This window comes from Nocardiopsis potens DSM 45234, assembly GCF_000341105.1.
In the GTDB taxonomy this organism is placed as follows: domain Bacteria; phylum Actinomycetota; class Actinomycetes; order Streptosporangiales; family Streptosporangiaceae; genus Nocardiopsis_A; species Nocardiopsis_A potens.
Genome location: NZ_ANBB01000023.1, coordinates 24,362 through 40,225 on the forward strand (window position 1 = coordinate 24,362; position 15,864 = coordinate 40,225).

General features: G+C 72.4%; 20 protein-coding genes. 15 read left to right on the top strand and 5 right to left on the bottom strand.

The window, feature by feature from the left end; genetic code table 11:
* Position 1 precedes the first annotated feature (1 nt).
* The 5 genes from D459_RS0109100 (at position 2) to D459_RS0109120 (ending at position 2,935) form a co-directional block, all read left to right on the top strand.
* Positions 2 to 181 carry a DUF6104 family protein gene (locus tag D459_RS0109100; protein WP_017592690.1) on the top strand — a complete coding sequence of 60 codons (180 nt, stop codon included), beginning with the start codon at positions 2 to 4 and terminating at the stop codon, positions 179 to 181.
* Positions 182 to 450: 269 nt separating this feature from the next.
* Positions 451 to 1,305 (top strand): DUF4097 family beta strand repeat-containing protein, encoded by an 855-nt coding sequence (locus D459_RS0109105; protein WP_017592691.1) that lies wholly within the window; start codon positions 451 to 453, stop codon positions 1,303 to 1,305.
* Entirely contained in the window at positions 1,302 to 2,420 is a 1,119-nt protein-coding gene (locus tag D459_RS0109110) for a PadR family transcriptional regulator (protein ID WP_017592692.1), read from the top strand. The genes D459_RS0109105 and D459_RS0109110 overlap by 4 nt, the downstream gene beginning before the upstream one ends.
* 96 nt (positions 2,421 to 2,516) lie before the next feature.
* Positions 2,517 to 2,720, top strand: a complete 204-nt coding sequence (locus D459_RS0109115; RefSeq protein WP_017592693.1) for a hypothetical protein — start codon at positions 2,517 to 2,519, stop codon at positions 2,718 to 2,720.
* 32 nt (positions 2,721 to 2,752) lie between these two features.
* Entirely contained in the window at positions 2,753 to 2,935 is a 183-nt protein-coding gene (locus D459_RS0109120; protein ID WP_241484979.1) for a type II toxin-antitoxin system HicA family toxin, read from the top strand.
* A gap of 58 nt (positions 2,936 to 2,993) precedes the next feature.
* On the opposite strand, the gene D459_RS0109125 is transcribed toward D459_RS0109120, so the two are convergent.
* Both D459_RS0109125 and D459_RS0109130 read right to left on the bottom strand, forming a co-directional pair.
* Complete coding sequence (locus tag D459_RS0109125; protein WP_017592695.1) at positions 2,994 to 3,962, bottom strand: zinc-binding dehydrogenase; 969 nt, start codon at positions 3,960 to 3,962, stop codon at positions 2,994 to 2,996.
* 76 nt (positions 3,963 to 4,038) lie between these two features.
* The gene (locus D459_RS0109130) at positions 4,039 to 4,548 is read right to left on the bottom strand and encodes an ATP-binding protein (protein WP_017592696.1); all 510 of its coding nucleotides are present in this window, start codon (positions 4,546 to 4,548) and stop codon (positions 4,039 to 4,041) included.
* 600 nt (positions 4,549 to 5,148) lie between these two features.
* Between D459_RS0109130 and D459_RS0109135 the strand changes: the two genes are divergently transcribed.
* Positions 5,149 to 6,033, top strand: coding sequence for a helix-turn-helix domain-containing protein (locus D459_RS0109135; protein ID WP_081620497.1), 885 nt, complete (start codon positions 5,149 to 5,151; stop codon positions 6,031 to 6,033).
* Between the two features lie 20 nt (positions 6,034 to 6,053).
* A complete protein-coding gene (locus D459_RS0109140; protein WP_017592698.1) occupies positions 6,054 to 6,281 on the top strand; it encodes a DUF397 domain-containing protein in 228 nt (75 codons plus the stop codon).
* Positions 6,282 to 6,433: 152 nt separating this feature from the next.
* Here the strand turns inward: D459_RS0109140 and D459_RS0109145 are convergent, their stop codons facing one another.
* Complete coding sequence (locus D459_RS0109145) at positions 6,434 to 7,627, bottom strand: NAD(P)-dependent malic enzyme (protein WP_017592699.1); 1,194 nt, start codon at positions 7,625 to 7,627, stop codon at positions 6,434 to 6,436.
* A 362-nt stretch (positions 7,628 to 7,989) separates the two neighbouring features.
* Here D459_RS0109145 and D459_RS0109150 point away from each other — a divergent pair, with 362 nt between their 5' ends.
* From D459_RS0109150 to D459_RS0109175, 6 genes are all read left to right on the top strand, one after another.
* Positions 7,990 to 8,961 (top strand): ABC transporter substrate-binding protein, encoded by a 972-nt coding sequence (locus D459_RS0109150; RefSeq protein WP_051065378.1) that lies wholly within the window; start codon positions 7,990 to 7,992, stop codon positions 8,959 to 8,961.
* Between the two features lie 29 nt (positions 8,962 to 8,990).
* Positions 8,991 to 9,956 carry an amino acid ABC transporter permease gene (locus D459_RS0109155; protein ID WP_017592701.1) on the top strand — a complete coding sequence of 322 codons (966 nt, stop codon included), beginning with the start codon at positions 8,991 to 8,993 and terminating at the stop codon, positions 9,954 to 9,956.
* A gap of 62 nt (positions 9,957 to 10,018) precedes the next feature.
* Positions 10,019 to 10,771 (top strand): amino acid ABC transporter ATP-binding protein, encoded by a 753-nt coding sequence (locus D459_RS0109160; RefSeq protein WP_017592702.1) that lies wholly within the window; start codon positions 10,019 to 10,021, stop codon positions 10,769 to 10,771.
* A 131-nt stretch (positions 10,772 to 10,902) separates the two neighbouring features.
* Positions 10,903 to 11,382, top strand: coding sequence for a GNAT family N-acetyltransferase (locus D459_RS0109165; protein ID WP_017592703.1), 480 nt, complete (start codon positions 10,903 to 10,905; stop codon positions 11,380 to 11,382).
* Positions 11,383 to 11,660: 278 nt separating this feature from the next.
* Positions 11,661 to 12,086 carry an ATP-binding protein gene (locus D459_RS0109170; protein WP_017592704.1) on the top strand — a complete coding sequence of 142 codons (426 nt, stop codon included), beginning with the start codon at positions 11,661 to 11,663 and terminating at the stop codon, positions 12,084 to 12,086.
* A 68-nt stretch (positions 12,087 to 12,154) separates the two neighbouring features.
* Positions 12,155 to 12,886 carry an RNA polymerase sigma factor SigF gene (locus tag D459_RS0109175; RefSeq protein ID WP_017592705.1) on the top strand — a complete coding sequence of 244 codons (732 nt, stop codon included), beginning with the start codon at positions 12,155 to 12,157 and terminating at the stop codon, positions 12,884 to 12,886.
* An 87-nt stretch (positions 12,887 to 12,973) separates the two neighbouring features.
* On the opposite strand, the gene D459_RS0109180 is transcribed toward D459_RS0109175, so the two are convergent.
* The gene (locus D459_RS0109180) at positions 12,974 to 13,396 is read right to left on the bottom strand and encodes a hypothetical protein (protein WP_017592706.1); all 423 of its coding nucleotides are present in this window, start codon (positions 13,394 to 13,396) and stop codon (positions 12,974 to 12,976) included.
* A gap of 131 nt (positions 13,397 to 13,527) precedes the next feature.
* Between D459_RS0109180 and D459_RS0109185 the strand changes: the two genes are divergently transcribed.
* Positions 13,528 to 14,463: a diacylglycerol/lipid kinase family protein gene (locus D459_RS0109185; protein ID WP_017592707.1), complete on the top strand. Its 936-nt coding sequence runs from the start codon at positions 13,528 to 13,530 to the stop codon at positions 14,461 to 14,463.
* Between the two features lie 311 nt (positions 14,464 to 14,774).
* Positions 14,775 to 15,038 carry a WhiB family transcriptional regulator gene (locus tag D459_RS0109190; protein ID WP_017592708.1) on the top strand — a complete coding sequence of 88 codons (264 nt, stop codon included), beginning with the start codon at positions 14,775 to 14,777 and terminating at the stop codon, positions 15,036 to 15,038.
* Positions 15,039 to 15,286: 248 nt separating this feature from the next.
* Here D459_RS0109190 and D459_RS0109195 read toward each other — a convergent pair.
* Positions 15,287 to 15,864 (bottom strand): sensor histidine kinase (locus D459_RS0109195; RefSeq protein WP_017592709.1); only part of this gene is annotated, 578 nt, incomplete at its 5' end.

Below are 15,864 nucleotides of genomic sequence, written 5' to 3' on the forward strand. Positions count from 1 at the left end.
CGTGTACGAGACCGATCGCGGTGTCGAGGAGCTGGAGCGGCGGCGCGGGGCGGAGGAGGTCTCCTTCGCCTGGCTCGCCGAGCAGCTGCGCGTGTTCACCGACCTGAACCCGGAGTTCGAGACCCCGGTCGACCGGCTGGCCACCTGGCTGGCCCGGCTGGAGGACGACGAGGAGGAGTGAGCCGGCGCCGCAGCGCGCACCGGAGGGGATCCCCGCATCCGCGGGGGTCCCCTCTTCCGCTTCCGCCCTCCCGCGCCGCCCCTCCGGGCGCCGATCCCGTCGCCGTCGCCGCCTCGGCCGGCGTCGAGGCGGCGGCGCCGCCGGGATCATCGGGAGGGGCGGGTCGGGGTTCTCCCGGAGCCGTCCCTGAACATCGCGACATATCTTGAATTGCCACGGGACGCGACATAACGTGTGTGTATCACCGTTCGATACGAAAGGGTTTCCCGATGGCTCGCTGGACCATCGACCAGCCGACGACGCGGGTCCTGGACGGCATCGTCGCCCTTCGCGTCCGCATCATCGGCGGCCATGTGAACATCCTGCCCACCGACGACCCGGTCTCCTTCGAGGTCTCCGACATCGTCGGGGAGCCGGTCCTCGCCAGCCAGCAGGCCGGCATCCTCACCATCACCTACGAAGACCTCACCGGCAGCGGCTTCCTGGACCGGCTCAAGCCGGTGCAGCTCTCCGGCTACCGGGACGTCGGCCGGCGCTCCGCCACCATCGGCGTGCGCGTTCCGCGGGACTGCCCGGTGGAGGTCACCTCGGTCTCCGCGCCGGTCGTCGCCGCCGGGCTGACCGGCAAGGTCCAGCTCCGCACCGCCTCCGGCGACGTCACCGCCGACGACCTGGGCGGGGAGCTGGAGGTCAACACGGTCTCCGGCAACCTCTCCGCCCGCAACCTCCGCGGCGGCCTGTCCTTCAACAGCGTCAGCGGCCAGCTCGCCCTGGCCGGCGGGAGACTGGCGTCGTTCTCCGCCAAGACCGCCTCCGGCCAGCTCCTCGCCGACGTGGACCTCGCCGACTCGGCGCGGGTCCGGCTGGCCGGCATCTCCGGGGACGTCGCGCTGCGCCTGCCCTCGGACGCCTCGGCCACCGCGGAGCTCCGCTCCGCCACCGGCACCCTGGACTCCGAGTTCGGCCTCGACCGGCACGACCTTCCCGGCCGGAGCCGGATGAACGGCAAGATCGGCAGCGGGATCGACCCGGCCTCCATCGGCATCACCACCGTGTCGGGGGCGGTGTCGCTGCTGCGCCGCTCGTCCGACACCCCCGCCTCGCTTCCGGAGGGGAACTCATGAGCACCATCTTCGGCCACGGCCGGCTCCGGCTCTACCTGCTCAAGCTCCTGGACGAGAGCCCCAAGCACGGCTACGAGATCATCAGCCTGCTGCGCGACCGGTTCATGGGGGTGTACTCGCCCTCGCCCGGGACCGTCTACCCGCGCCTGGCCCGCCTGGAGGAGGAGGGCCTGGTCACCCACGAGGAGGTGAACGGCCGCAAGGTCTACCGGCTCACCGACCTGGGCCGCGAGGAGCTGCACAACCGCAGCTCCGACCTGGACGACCTGGAGCGCGAGCTCACCGAGTCGGTGCGCGACATCGCCCGCGCGGTCAAGGAGGACGTCCGCGACACCATCAGCTCGCTCCGCGAGGAGCTGAAGTTCGCCGCCGCCGGGAGCCGCCGCGCCCGCGGCGCCGAGCAGGAGCGCACCGGGGAGCGGAAGGAGCGGGAGGAAGAGGAGCAGGAGGAGCGGACCGCCTCCGGCGAGGAGCGGGAGCACGCGGGCGAGCACGCCGGCGAGCGCTGCGGGCCCCGCGGCCGCCGCGGCCCGCGCGGGTTCGGCGGCTGGTGGGAGAAGGACTGGGACCGCTTCGGCCGGTGGGGGGCCGGCTGGGGCGGCGCATGGGGCCGCTGGGAGCACGGCGAGCGCCCCGAGTTCGACCGGGCCCTGCACGACTTCACCGACCGGGTCCGCGACGTGGTCCGCGAGGCGGGCAACGTGGGCGAGTCCGCCGCCCGCGACCTGCGCCGGATCCTGGACGAGACGATCGAGGTCATCCGGCGCGACGCGGCCGGCTGGGGCCCGGCCCCGGCCCCCGAGGAGAGCGGGGACCGAGGGGACGCCCCCGCCTCCGACCGGGACGGCGGGGAGGGTCCGGAGGGCGGGAGGTCCGAGGGGCCGGCCGAGGAGAAGGGCGGCCGCCCCGCCGACTCCGCGGGCCCGTCGGCGCACGGCCCGTTCGCCCAGCCCCCGGCCGACTCCGACGCCGGCTCCGACCCCTGGTCCACCGCGATCCGCGAGGACCGGGAGGAACGGGCCCGCTCCGAAGAGCCGGAGGACCGCGGCCCCGACACGGCCGCCGCCCCGGAGAAGGACGAAAAGGAGAAGGGCGACGGCGGCACGCCGTCCTGACCCGCTCTCCCGAGCCGTATTCTGGCGATCGCCCCCTGCTCCAGGGGGCGATCGTTTACTGTGGCGTTGTCGTACTCGGCGGAGAGGAGCCGTTCGATGTCCCGTACCGTCCATGTCCCCTATGACCTGGAACAAGACGAGGACGGCGTGTGGTGCGCCCATGCGCAGCTCCGCCCCGGCGTCGGCGCGCACGGCGATGGCCCGGACCCGGAATCCGCCGTCGCCGATCTCCGTGTCGCCCTGACCGCCTTGATCGAGGAGTTCGGTTTTCCCAACGAACTGACTCTCGAAGTCGCCTGATGCCGCCTGTACCGAGCATGCGTGGCGCCCTTGTGGTCAAGGCACTGCAGAAAAAGGGCTTCTTCGTGGCCCGGGTCAGCGGCAGCCACCACATCATGCGACACCCTGATGGACGGGGCACCACTGTCCCGGTCCATTCCTCCAGGGATGTCAGCAAGGGAGTGCTCCGCGGCATCCTCACCGACACCGGTCTCTCGGTCGACGACCTGAAGTGATCACACGGCTGCGGCCCGGCTCGATACCGAGCCGGGCCGCAGCCGTGTTCCGCCCCCGTCAGACGGTGAAGACGATCTTGCCGAACTGCTCGCCGGCGAGCAGCGCGCGGAAGCCCTCCTCGGCGCGGGCCAGCGGGAGGACGCGGTCGATCTCCGGGCGCAGGCCGGTGCGGGCGCACATCTCGGCGAGCGCGGCCAGCTGGTCCCGGGTGCCCATGGTCGCGCCGATCACCCGCAGCTGCTGGAAGAAGACCCGGGTGAGCTCGGCCGGCGGGGCGTCGCCGCTGGTGGCGCCGCAGGTGACGATGGCGCCGCCGGGGCGCAGCGAGCGGAGCGAGTGGGCCCAGGTGGCCTGGCCGACGGTGTCGAAGGCGGCGTGCACCTTCTCCGGCAGGCGCTCGCCGGTGGGCACCGCGGCGTACGCCCCCAGCTCCACCGCCCGGTCCCGCTTGGCCGCGCTGCGGCTGGTGGCGTAGACCCGGTGCCCGGCCTGGGCCGCCATCCGGATCAGCGCGCCGGCCACCCCGCCGCCCGCCCCCTGCACCAGCACCGACGAGCCGGGGCGCAGCCCCGCCTTGTCGAAGAGCATGTTGTAGGCGGTCAGCCAGGCGGTGGGCAGGCAGGCCGCCTCCTCGAAGGAGAGCTCCTTCGGCTTGGGCACCAGGTTGCGCCGGGGAACGGCGATCTTCTCCGCCAGGGTGCCGTCGTGGACCTCGGAGAGCAGCGAGCGGCGCGGGTCGCGGGTCTCGTCCCCGCCGCCGGCGTCCGGGTCGCCGATGACGCCGTGCACGATGACCTCGTCGCCCTCCTCGTCGACGCCGGCGCCGTCGCAGCCGAGCACCATGGGCAGCCGGTCGGCGGGCAGCCCGATGCCGCGCAGGCTCCACAGGTCGTGGTGGTTGAGGGCGGCGGCCTTGAGGTCGACGACCGCCCAGCCTTCGCGGGCCTTCGGGTCGGGCCGCTCCCCCGCCTGCAGGCCGGAGAGCGGGTCGTCGGGGTCGATGCCGATTGCCGAGATAGCGAACATGCCCCGACCTTAGATCGTCGGTGTGCCCCGGCTCACCCCCGCCCCGCGCCCTGCGGCGCGGCGCGTCCGGGCGGGCTCAGTCCCGGGCGCCGCCGGGACTGAGGGTGAAGGCCACCACCCGGCCGCCCGGTACCGCCTCGGTGTCCCACTCGCTGGCGACCGCGTCGATGATGGCCAGGCCGCGGCCGCCCTCGGAGTCGGGCGAGAACCTCTTGACGGTGGGGTGGGCGCCCGGGTCCTCCCCGCGCGGGCCCTCGTCGTGCACGGCGACGGTGAGGTGGCCGGGGCTGTGGTGCACCTCCACTCCGAACCGCCCGCCCGCTTCCCCGCTGCGGGTGTGCCGGATCGCGTTCGAGGCGACCTCGCTGACCAGCAGCAGCGCGGTGTCCAGCATCTCGGGCGGGATGGCCGGGCACAGCCCCAGCGTGGAGCGGACGAACCGCCGGGCCTGGGCGACGTGGCTCTTCTCGCCGGGGAAGCCGCACCGGGCCATGACGACCGCCCCCGCACCGCGGGCCCTCGGCACATAGGGGAAGTCCCGGGCCTGCAGCTCCTGCGCCGACCGTCCGGAGAGTGTCGCGCTCATGGTCCCCCCTCAGCGTGTCGGCCGACTCGGACCCCGGGTCCGCCCTCCGCGCACCGCCCCGCGCCGCTCTCCGCGGCGTGCGTCCCATCTTCCACAGCGCCGACCACGCGTGCAATTGCTTCGCAGAATTCTCCTTACCCGCTTTACGCCCACCTGATGTCGATTGGTGTCGCCTCTGTCGCGGATGGCGGGGATTCCTCCCGGTCTTTCGCCACCGGGGCCGGTACCGCACGTCCGCGATGACGGCGGGAACCGGTCGATCCCGACGGAGGCGCGCCCGCACCGAGCGGCTTTGCGCGGCTCTGCACTCCGGCACCGGCACGGACGCCCTGCCCGCACGCACCCGAACGGCCGGGCGCGCGCTGGACACCCGCTCCCGGTGGAGGCGGCGGGCGCGGCGGAGCCGCCCCTCCGCCTCCTGCCGCCTGATCGCGGACGAGCGCCGAATACGGATATTCGGCTGCACACTTACCGCCGGCGGACGCTTGGGGTCCGGCTCCGATTCGCCCCCCATCCTGAAGGCCGGGGCATTTCCGGACCAAGACCTGTAGCCTTCTCCCGTTCTCCATTCGGCCTCTTCCCTCACTCCAGGAGGTCCCGATGCCCCCGGCCAACAACCCGACGGCGCGCAGGCGGCGACTGGGCGTTGAATTGCGAAGGTTGCGGGAGAAAGCCGGAATGACCGGAGAGGAGGCGGCCGAGTGCATGGCGTGGTCCGGGAGCAAGCTCTCCCGGATCGAGCGCGGGCAGGTCGCCACCAACTCCGACGACGTCCGCGACCTGCTGGAGCTGTACGAGGTCGGCGACGAGACACTGCGCACCACGCTGGTGACCCTGGCCCGCGAATCGCGGCGGCGGGGGTGGTGGCACGTCTACGGCGACGTGATGCCCGAGCGCTTCGAGGTCTACCTCGGCCTGGAACCCGAGGCCGAGGTCCTCCGCTTCTACCAGGCGCAGATCGTCCCCGGGCTGTTCCAGACCGAGGACTACGCCCGGGCCCTGCTGGAGGCCCACCCGGCCGCGGTCGCCCCCGACGAGATCGAGCGGCGGGTGGAGCTGCGGATCCGGCGCCGGGAGCTGCTCTTCAGCGAGCAGACCCCGCACGTGTGGGTGGTGCTGGACGAGGCGGTGCTGCACCGGCCGGTGGGAGGGCCGGCGGTGATGGCCGAGCAGATCGGACATCTGCTGGAAGCCGGTCAGAGGACGCAGGTGACCATACAGATCGCACCTTTCGGAGTCGGGGCGCATTCCGGACTCGACGGGTCATTCGACATCCTCGAGTTCCCCGAGTCGGACGTCCATGCCCCCAAACTCGTCCATTTGGAGAACCTGACCAGCAGCCTCTATATAGAAAAGGCCAAGGAGGTGCGCTTCTACACGGTGGCCTTCGAACACCTGCGCACCGCCGCCCTGCACCCGGATAAGACCCGCGAGGTCCTCGCCGACCTCCGGCAGCGCATGCGGAAGCAGGCACAGGATGAATGATGAGAAAGAGGAGGCGCGGCATGTCCGCGATCGATTCAGAGCACCCCCGGGGCGCCCGCGGCGCCCTCGCGCCGGAATGGCGCACCAGTTCCTACAGCGGAACGGGCGGCGGGCAGTGCGTCGAGGTGGCCGATCTCCCGGCGGCCACCCTGGTGCGCGACTCGCTGACCCCGGACGGGGCGGTCCTCGCCTTCGGGCGCGGGGCGTGGGCGGCCTTCGTGGCGGCCGGCGCGAAGGGGCGCCTGTAGCGCCCCGGGCCTGACCTGCGGACCTGCGCGGGCGACACGCACCCGCGCACCGCGGCGGGCGGCCCCGGAAACGGCGGATCCGGAGCGGTACACCCCGCTCCGGATCCGCTACGCACCATCACCGGTCGACTACCCGCCGGTATCGACCCAGGCTAGGACAGCCGGGCCACCCCGTCCTCGCGGGCCTGGGCGGCGACCGCGGCCGAGACCGCGGGGACCACCCGCTCGTCGAAGGTGCTCGGGATGACGTAGTCCGCGGCGAGGTCGTCGCCGACCAGGTCGGCCAGGGCGTTGGCCGCGGCCAGCTTCATGTTCTCGGTGATGTCGGTGGCGCGCACGTCCAGCGCGCCGCGGAACACCCCCGGGAAGGCCAGCACGTTGTTGATCTGGTTGGGGAAGTCGCTCCGGCCGGTGGCCACGACGCTCGCGTACTTGTGCGCGACGTCGGGGTGGACCTCCGGGTTGGGGTTGGCCATCGCGAAGATGATCGCGTCGGAGGCCATCGTGGCGACCACGGACTCGGGGACCTCGCCGGCGGACAGGCCGATGAAGACGTCGGCCCCCTCCAGCGCGGCCTCGATCGACCCCTGCAGGCCGGCCTTGTTGCTGATCTCGGCGAGCTCGGCCTTGACCGGGTTGAGCCCCTCGCGGCCGGAGTAGATGATCCCCTTGCTGTCGGCGACGGCGATGTCGCCGATGCCGCCGTCGATCAGCATCTTGGTGACGGCCACCCCGGCGGCGCCGGCGCCGGAGACGACCGCGCGCAGGTCGCCGAGGGTGCGGCCGGTGAGCCGGGCGGCGTTGCGCAGCGCGGCGACCGTGACGATCGCGGTGCCGTGCTGGTCGTCGTGGAAGACCGGGATGTCCAGCAGCTCGCGCAGCCGGGACTCGATCTCGAAGCAGCGGGGGGCGGAGATGTCCTCCAGGTTGACGCCGCCGAAGGAGGGCGCCATCCGGGCCACGGTCTCGACGATCTCATCGGTGTCGTTGCAGGTGAGCGCGATCGGGACCGAGTCGACGCCGCCGAACTGCTTGAACAGCAGCGCCTTGCCCTCCATCACCGGCAGCGAGGCCTCCGGGCCGATGTCGCCCAGCCCCAGCACCGCCGAGCCGTCGGTGACGACCGCGACCACGTTGCTCTTCCAGGTGTAGGTGTCGACCAGCTCGGACGTCTCGGCGATGGCGCTGCACACCCGGGCGACGCCGGGGGTGTAGGCGAGGGAGAGGCCGGCGTGGTCGGTCACGTCGACCGAGGAGCGGACCTCCAGCTTGCCGCCCCGGTGCAGGGCGAACGCCGGATCGTCGTCGAGTTCGGAATGCCGCTCGCGCGGCGCATCGGTGGTCAACTTTCAAACCCCTCATCATTCAGACCCGCGGCGTCGGCCATGACGTCGGCGGTTGCGGTGAGCACTGGGCAGCGCGCGAAGGCGTCGGGTGCTAGGGGGAGGGCTCCGCCGGCCGGTCGGCCATGACCGGTGGTCCGGAGAGCCCGCCTTCGCCCGGTCCGTATGCGAACCAGGCGCTGCCGCTTCCACGGGGGTGGCCCGTTATCCAATCATCTCACAACGGTGACCGGACCAACATGACGGGTAGGAACGATGGTATGCCCGAACGGCCAGGAAATATCGTCTGATCAGCCAATTCGTCGCGTTTTCCGTGGCCGGTCGGCGCTGCGGCAGCGCCGGACGCCCGGTCCGGCCGGACCTGAATGGAGACCCCTGTGGCCTCGCCGATCCGTTTCTTCCAGCCCGGCCAGTTCAGCAGAGGCGCGGTCGCCGCGGGGGCCGCGGCGCTACTGCTCTCGGCCTCCGCCTGCGGCGGAGGCGACGGGGGCGGGGGCGGCGGGCAGGGCGGCGCCACCCCCGACGTGCAGCCGGACGAGGAGCTCGCGGCCCTGGTCCCGCAGGAGGTCCGGGACGCGGGCACGCTGACCGTGGGAACCGACTCCAGCTACGCCCCGGCGGAGTTCCTGGACACCGACGGGAAGACCATCATCGGCTTCGACGTCGAGCTGTTCGACGCGGTCGCCGCCAAGCTGGACCTGGACGTCGCCTGGGAGAGCGCCACCTTCGGCACCATCGTGGAGGGCGTGGACTCCGGCAAGTACGACGTGGGCATCTCCTCGTTCACCATCAACGAGGAGCGGCTGGAGCAGGTCAACATGGTGAGCTACTACAACGTGGGCACCCAGTGGTTCACCGCCAAGGGCGACCCGGCCGGCGTCGACCCGGAGAACGCCTGCGGCAAGACCATCGCGGTCCAGGCCAACACGGTGCAGGTGCCCGACATCGAGGCCCGCAGCGAGCAGTGCGAGGAGGACGGCGAGCCCGCCATCCAGATCGACCAGTACGAGGGGCAGGACGAGGCCACCCAGTCGATCGTCTCCGGCAAGAGCGACGCCGGGCTGGCCGACATGCCGGTCGCCTTCTACGCGATCGAGCAGACCGGCGACAAGCTCGAAGCGCTGGGCGAGCAGTACGAGGCGGCCCCTTACGGCGCGGTCGTCCACTCCGACTCCGACGAGCTGGCCGAGGCGATCCAGGCGGGCTACCAGTCGATCATCGACGACGGCACCTACGAGCAGATCCTGGACGGCTGGGGCCTGGCCGACCAGGGCCTGATCGAGGAGTCCGAGGTCAACCCGGACATCGCGGCCGAGGACGAAGACGGCGAAGCCTGACCCCGAGACAGGACGAAGAGCGCAGCGGCGTGAACACACCCACCGAACCACCCCGGCCGGCCGGGCCCTCCGCGGAGGACTCCCGGCCCGCCCCCGTCAAGGCGGTCCCCGTACGGCACCCCGGGCGCTGGGTCGCCTCCGGGGTCCTGCTGGTCCTCGCGGCCATGTTCGTCAACATGCTGGTGACGAACGAGAAGTTCAACTGGCCGTTCATGTTCGAGCACATGTTCTCGGCACCGGTGCTCAACGGGGTCTGGACCACCCTGAAGCTCACCGTGCTGGCGATGCTCCTGGGCATCTCGCTCGGCATCGCCGTGGCCGTGATGCGGCTCTCCGGCAACCCGGTGCTGGCCACCCTGGCCTGGCTGTACACCTGGTTCTTCCGGGCGGTCCCCCGGCTGGTGCTCTGCGTGCTCTTCGGCAACCTCGGCATCCTCTACCAGAACCTGGAGCTGGGGCTGCCGTTCGACAACCACTGGATGCCGCTGCTGGGCCTGGAGGGCGACGCCCGGTTCTTCAGCGTCCCGATGAACGACGTGCTGACCCCGTTCATGGCCGCGCTGCTGGCGCTGGCGCTCTCCCAGGGCGCCTACATGGCCGAGATCGTCCGGGCCGGCCTGCTCTCCGTGGACAAGGGGCAGACCGAGGCGGCCCAGGCGCTGGGCATGAGCCGGGGCAAGACGCTGCGCCGGATCACCCTGCCGCAGGCGCTCCGGGTCATCGTGCCGCCGACCGGCAACGAGGTCACCGCGATGCTGAAGGACACCTCGCTGGTGTCGGCGATCCCGCTGACCACCGAGCTGTTCTTCCAGCTCCAGGCGATCGGCAACCGCACCTTCGACCTGTTCCCGATGCTGGTCGCGGCGTGCATCTGGTACCTGGCGATCACCAGCCTGCTGATGGCGGGCCAGTTCTTCCTGGAGCGCTCGTTCACCAAGGGCGACCGCAAGGCGCAGGCCGAGATCGCGATCATGCAGAGCAAGGCGGGACATTGAGCGGGAATCCGAGCGGGACACCGGACGCGGCGGGGCTCCCGGAGCGCCCCGCGGACGACCTGATGGTGGTCGCCGACGGCGTGCACAAGAGCTTCGGCCGGCTGGAGGTGCTCAAGGGCATCGACCTCCAGGTCCGCCGGGGCGAGGTGATGTGCGTGGTCGGCCCCTCCGGGTCGGGGAAGTCGACCTTCCTGCGCTGCATCAACCACCTGGAGAAGATCACCGCGGGCCGGCTGTGGGTGAACGGCCGGCTGATGGGCTACCGGGAGCACGACGGCCGCCTCTACGAGCTGCACGACAAGCAGGTCGCCGAGCAGCGCCGGGACATCGGCATGGTGTTCCAGAGCTTCAACCTGTTCCCGCACATGTCGGTGATGGGCAACGTCATCGAGGCCCCGGTCCAGGTCAAGCGGGAGTCGCGGGCCCAGGCCCGGGCCCGCGCCCTGGAGCTGCTGGAGCGGGTCGGGCTGGCGGACAAGGCGGAGAGCTACCCCCGGCAGCTCTCCGGCGGCCAGCAGCAGCGGGTGGCGATCGCCCGGGCGCTGGCGATGCGCCCGGAGCTGATGCTGTTCGACGAGCCCACCAGCGCGCTCGACCCCGAGCTGGTGGGCGAGGTCCTGGAGGTGATGAAGGACCTGGCCCGGGAGGGCATGACCATGGTCGTGGTCACCCACGAGATGGGCTTCGCCCGCGAGGTCGGCGACAACCTGGTGTTCATGGACGGCGGCGTGGTGGTGGAGTCCGGCGACCCCCGCGAGGTGCTCGGCGACCCCAAGCACGAGCGGACCCGGGCGTTCCTCTCCAAGGTGCTCTGAAGGCCCGCCCCGCGGTGGCCGGGACCCTGCCGGAGCGCCCCGGCCACCGCCCCGGCCACCGCCCTGGCGGCGGGCCGCGGCCCCGGGGCGGATAGCGTGGGGGCGACGGCACCGACCCGACGAGGAGCACCGTGATCCGCCCCGCACGCCCGGATGACGTCCCCGCCATCCTGCGACTCATCCGCGACCTGGCCGCCTACGAGCGCGAGCCGGACGCGGTGCAGACCACCGAGAAGGACCTGGAGCAGGCCCTGTTCGGCGAGAACCCCGCGGTCTTCGCGCACATCGCCGAGGACGCCGGCGAGCCGGTGGGCTTCGCCCTGTGGTTCGTCAACTTCTCCACCTGGACCGGCAGGCACGGCGTCTACCTGGAGGACCTCTTCGTCCGCCCGGAGATGCGCGGCCGCGGGTACGGCCGGGCCCTGCTCACCGAGCTGGCCCGGACCTGCGTGCGGCGCGGCTACCGCCGGCTGGAGTGGTCGGTGCTGGACTGGAACGAGCCCTCCATCGCGTTCTACCGCTCGCTGGGGGCCGTTCCGATGGACGAGTGGACGGTGTACCGGCTGCACGGCGAGGCCCTGGAGGAGCTGGGCGCCGCCGAGGCGGGGTGAGCGGGCCCCCTCCGGTGCTCCGGAGGCGCGGGGTGGCGGGGAGGCGGCAGGCCCCTGCTGTGCCCCGGCCGCCCGCGGGCCGGAGCCGCGGACCGAAGAGGGGCCGCGCCGCCGATCCGGACCGTTTCGCGTTCCCGCCGGTGAGAGGCGTGCGGCCCGGTGCGGCAGGGGCTGCGGGCCGCCCGGCGGCGGACACGGAGCGGGCCGTGTGCAGCGGGGCCGCCGCGAAACAAGATAGATTGCTCTCAAGCGGCAATCTCGCTTCCCGGAGGAGGGACGTGACCGAAGAAACCGCCGCGCCCGTCTCGGGCGCCACGGACGTACGCGACGCCGTCACGGTCAGGATGCCGGCCGACAGCGCCTACCTCTCCGTGCTGCGCACCGCGACGGCCGGGCTGGCCGCGCGCCTGGACTTCACCCTCGACGAGATCGAGGACCTGCGCATCGGGGTCGACGAGGCCTGCGCGATGCTGCTCGCCCAGGCACTGCCCGGCACGGACCTGACCACCGAGTTCGAATTGACCGGGGACGGCATGCGGATATCGGTGTCGGTGCTGACCTCGGACGGTCGGCTGCCGGCCCGCGACACCTTCGCCTGGACGGTGCTGTCCGCCCTGGCCGGGGAGGTCGACACCGGTACCGGCCCCGACGACCGCGTATTCATCGTCCTGCACAAACGGCGTGGCACGGTGGAGACGGCGTGAGCGAGAGGGGGCCCGCTCTGACGGCGAAGACGGAACACGCGGTGCCGGACCGGGCACGCGCACGAGAGTTGTTCGAGCGCCTGAGCGAGCTTCCCGAGGACTCTTCGGAGCGCCAGCGCATCCGCGACGAGCTCGTGGAACTGCACCTGCCTCTGGTCGAGTACCTCGCGCGCCGCTTCCGCAACCGCGGTGAATGGCTCGACGACCTCACCCAGGTCGCCACGATCGGCCTGATCAAGTCGATCGACCGGTTCGACCTGGAGCGCGGGGTCGAGTTCTCCACCTACGCGACGCCCACCATCGTGGGCGAGATCAAACGGCACTTCCGCGACAAGGGGTGGGCGGTTCGGGTGCCGCGCCGCCTGCAGGAGCTGAAGCTCTCCCTGACCAAGGCGGTCAGCGACCTCTCCCAGCGGGAGGGGCGCGCGCCCACCGTGCACGAGCTCGCCGAGCACCTCGGGATGACCGAGGAGGAGGTCCTGGAGGGGCTGGAGTCGGCCAACGCCTACTCCACCGTCTCCCTGGACGCCCCGGACAGCGGGGACGAGGACGCCCCCGCGGTCGCCGACTCGCTGGGCATCGTGGACGACTCGCTGGAGGGCGTGGAGTACCGCGAATCGCTCAAGCCGCTGCTGGAGCAGCTGCCGCCGCGGGAGAAGCGGATCCTGCTGCTCCGCTTCTTCGGCAACATGACGCAGTCCCAGATCGCCCAGGAGCTGGGCATCTCGCAGATGCACGTGTCCCGGCTGCTGGCCCGCACCCTGGCACAGCTGCGCCAGGCGCTGACCACCGACGACTGACCCGAGCGGCCGCAGGACGGCCCCGCACCGCGACCGCGGTGCGGGGCCGCCTCCGTTCTCCGGGTCCTCCGGCCGGGCCCGTCCCGGTCAGCCGCCGCCCTTCGGCTTCTCCGGGGCGTCCTCCCCGGGGAGCCGGCCGCCGGGGAAGAGCACCTCGGTGACCGGGCCGGACAGCACCAGGCCCAGGACAGCGACGGCGGTCGCCGCCATCCCGACGCTGATCGCCATCTGGTCGCTGGTGTACATCGAGTAGGCGATGACCAGCATGAAGATCTGGGTGAGCACCACCGGGCCGCGGGACCAGGACTGGAGCGTGAACAGGCCCCAGGCCACGTAGCAGACCGCCGCGGCGGCGGCGAAGGCCAGGATCGCGAGCGGGACCGTGAACGAGGCGGAGCCGCGCCCCTGGATCGCCTCGATCACGACCCGGACGCCCTCATAGGCGATGACCAGGCCGATCAGGCCCTGCAGTGCGGCGGCGGCGACGATGTTGAGCGGACGTGAAGACACCCTCCACAGTATCCGCCCCGGACGCGCCGTCCGGCCCGCCCCCCGCTCGGCCGGCGGCGCCGCTCCCGGCCCCGGCGCGCGGTGCGCCGGACCCGGGAGCGGCTGCGGGACAGGGCCTCTAGACTGGCCGGGTGCGCGCGCTCTTCATCGTCAACCCCCAGGCGACCACCACCACGCCCCGGTCCCGCGACGTCATCGTCGGCGCCATCGCGCGCGACGTGGAGCTGCACGTCGCGCAGACGGAGTACCGGGACCACGCCCGGGAGCTGGCCCGCGACGCGGCCGGCGAGGGCTTCGACACGGTGATCAGCCTGGGCGGGGACGGCACGGTCAACGAGGTGGTCAACGGCCTGCTGCGCACCCCGGAGGGGCTGCCCCGGCCGAGCTATGCGGCGATCCCCGGGGGCAGCGCCAACGTCTTCGTCCGCGCCCTGGGCATGCCGACCGACCCGGTGGAGGCGACCGGCGCGGTGCTGGAGGCGCTCCGCTCCGGGTCCAGCCGGACGGTCGGGCTGGGCCGCATCTCCGGCCCGTCCGACGACCGCTACTTCACCTTCTGCGCCGGGTTCGGCTGGGACGCCGAGGTGGTGCAGGAGGTGGAGCGGCTGCGCCGGCGCGGCCGCCGCGCCTCCCCCGCGCTCTACATCAACACGGCGCTGCGGATGTTCATGTCCGGGCGGATCCGGAACCCCTCGCTGGTGCTGGAGGCGCCCGGCCACGACCCGGTGTCCGGGCTGCACTTCGCGCTGGTCACCAACACCACGCCGTGGACGTACGCGGGCTCGGTGCCGGTGCAGCCGACGCCGCGGTCGCGGTTCTCGCTGGGGCTGGACGTGTTCGGGATGACCACCATGGGCACCTCGGCCACCGCGCTGCTGCTCCGCCGGATGCTCTCGCACCAGGGGGTGCCGCCGGAGGGCCGGGGCTACATCACCCGGCACGACATGCCCTCGCTCAGCATCGCCTCGAAGCGCCCCCGCGCCTTCCAGATCGACGGGGAGTATCTCGGCGCGCGGAGTCGGATCGATTTCCACTCCGTACCGAAGGCATTACGAATCATCGTCTGAGGCGACCGGACGGTCGCTTGTGACACACGCGACACCGCCGCCCGCGCCGATCGGCCACGGGCGCTCTTGCGTGCGCCTGTGAACCCTGACAGGCTCGACATGACGCCGCACGTTACGGGCGAGTAAAACGGATGATTCCGAGGTGGGAACGGCTCCCGAGCACGTTCGCCCCCGGCTCACACCGGACGTCGTCCCGTTGGGCGGGCGCGCTTCGCGCGCCGGGGCGACAAGGGTGTGCCCCGCGCTCATGTTCGTGAACGAGTTCACAATGCGCACGCCCGCGAATGCCTCGCTGTGAGGAGTTGATCCGCATGGACTGGCGCCACCACGCCGCCTGCCGTGACGAAGACCCCGAGCTGTTCTTCCCCATCGGTGACTCGGGCCCCGCTCTCATGCAGATCGAGGAGGCCAAAGAGGTCTGCGCCTCCTGCCCCGTGTCCAGTGCCTGCCTGCGCTGGGCTCTGGAGACCGGGCAGGACGGCGGCGTATGGGGCGGAATGAGCGAGCAGGAGCGCCGCTCGCTGCGCCGCCGCCGCAACGCCGGCCTCCGCCCGGTGGTGCGCACCGCGGTCTGAGCGCTCCGGCCCTCCGTCACACCCCATTCCTACCATCCCCGCCGATCCCGGCTCCGCCGCCCCCGCCGCTTCCCCGCGGCGGGCGCCCCGGACCCGGGATCGACGCGTTCGGGGCCGCTCCGCGGACCGGTCCCGGAGGCGCGGCCCTCCGCGTCCGATCCGCCGGCGGCCCGGTGCCGCGGGGCGGATCCGGCCGGCCCCGCAGGCCCGGCTCCGCAGCCCGGCCCCCGGGGGCCGGCCCCGGAGGCTCAGCCCTGGACGTCCCGGTCCACCGGCAGCTCGATCGCGACCGCCGTGCCGCCCTCGTCGCGCGGCTTGATCTCCAGCCGGCCGCCGAGCTCGCCGACCACCAGCGTCCGCACGATCTGCAGGCCCAGGCTGTTGGTGCTCTCGAAGTCGAAGCCGGGCGGCAGGCCGCCGCCGTCGTCGGTGACCTCGATGTGCAGTGTCCCGGAGCGGTCCTCGGTGCCCGGCGGCGGGTCCTCCCGGCGCACCCCCACCTCGATCGAGCCGGGCCCGTAGTCCAGGCCGTGCTCCACCGCGTTCTGCACCAGCTCGGTGAGGACCATCGACAGCGGGGTGGCGACCAGCGCGGAGAGCAGCCCGAAGTGGCCGACCCGGCGCGGGGTGACCGGGGCGCCGGTGGTGGAGACCTCCGCGGCCATCTCGATCACCCGGTCGGCGATGTCGTCGAAGTCGACGATCTCGTCGGGGGTGTGCGAGAGCATCTCGTGCACGATCGCGATCGAGCCGACCCGGCGCACCGCCTCGTCCAGCGCGGCCCGCCCCTCCAGGTTGTCCAGCCGGCGGGGCCGCCGCCGGGGCA

Bases quoted from the DNA above. Each gene is read 5' to 3' on its own strand.
- D459_RS0109160 (WP_017592702.1), top strand. From the start codon at position 10,019: ATGGTGGTCGCCGACGGCGTGCACAAGAGCTTCGGCCGGCTGGAGGTG.
- D459_RS0109190 (WP_017592708.1), top strand. From the start codon at position 14,775: ATGGACTGGCGCCACCACGCCGCCTGCCGTGACGAAGACCCCGAGCTG.
- D459_RS0109130 (WP_017592696.1), bottom strand. From the start codon at position 4,548: ATGAGCGCGACACTCTCCGGACGGTCGGCGCAGGAGCTGCAGGCCCGG.
- D459_RS0109135 (WP_081620497.1), top strand. From the start codon at position 5,149: ATGCCCCCGGCCAACAACCCGACGGCGCGCAGGCGGCGACTGGGCGTT.
- D459_RS0109140 (WP_017592698.1), top strand. From the start codon at position 6,054: ATGTCCGCGATCGATTCAGAGCACCCCCGGGGCGCCCGCGGCGCCCTC.
- D459_RS0109125 (WP_017592695.1), bottom strand. From the start codon at position 3,962: ATGTTCGCTATCTCGGCAATCGGCATCGACCCCGACGACCCGCTCTCC.
- D459_RS0109150 (WP_051065378.1), top strand. From the start codon at position 7,990: ATGGAGACCCCTGTGGCCTCGCCGATCCGTTTCTTCCAGCCCGGCCAG.
- D459_RS0109115 (WP_017592693.1), top strand. From the start codon at position 2,517: ATGTCCCGTACCGTCCATGTCCCCTATGACCTGGAACAAGACGAGGAC.
- D459_RS0109105 (WP_017592691.1), top strand. From the start codon at position 451: ATGGCTCGCTGGACCATCGACCAGCCGACGACGCGGGTCCTGGACGGC.
- D459_RS0109110 (WP_017592692.1), top strand. From the start codon at position 1,302: ATGAGCACCATCTTCGGCCACGGCCGGCTCCGGCTCTACCTGCTCAAG.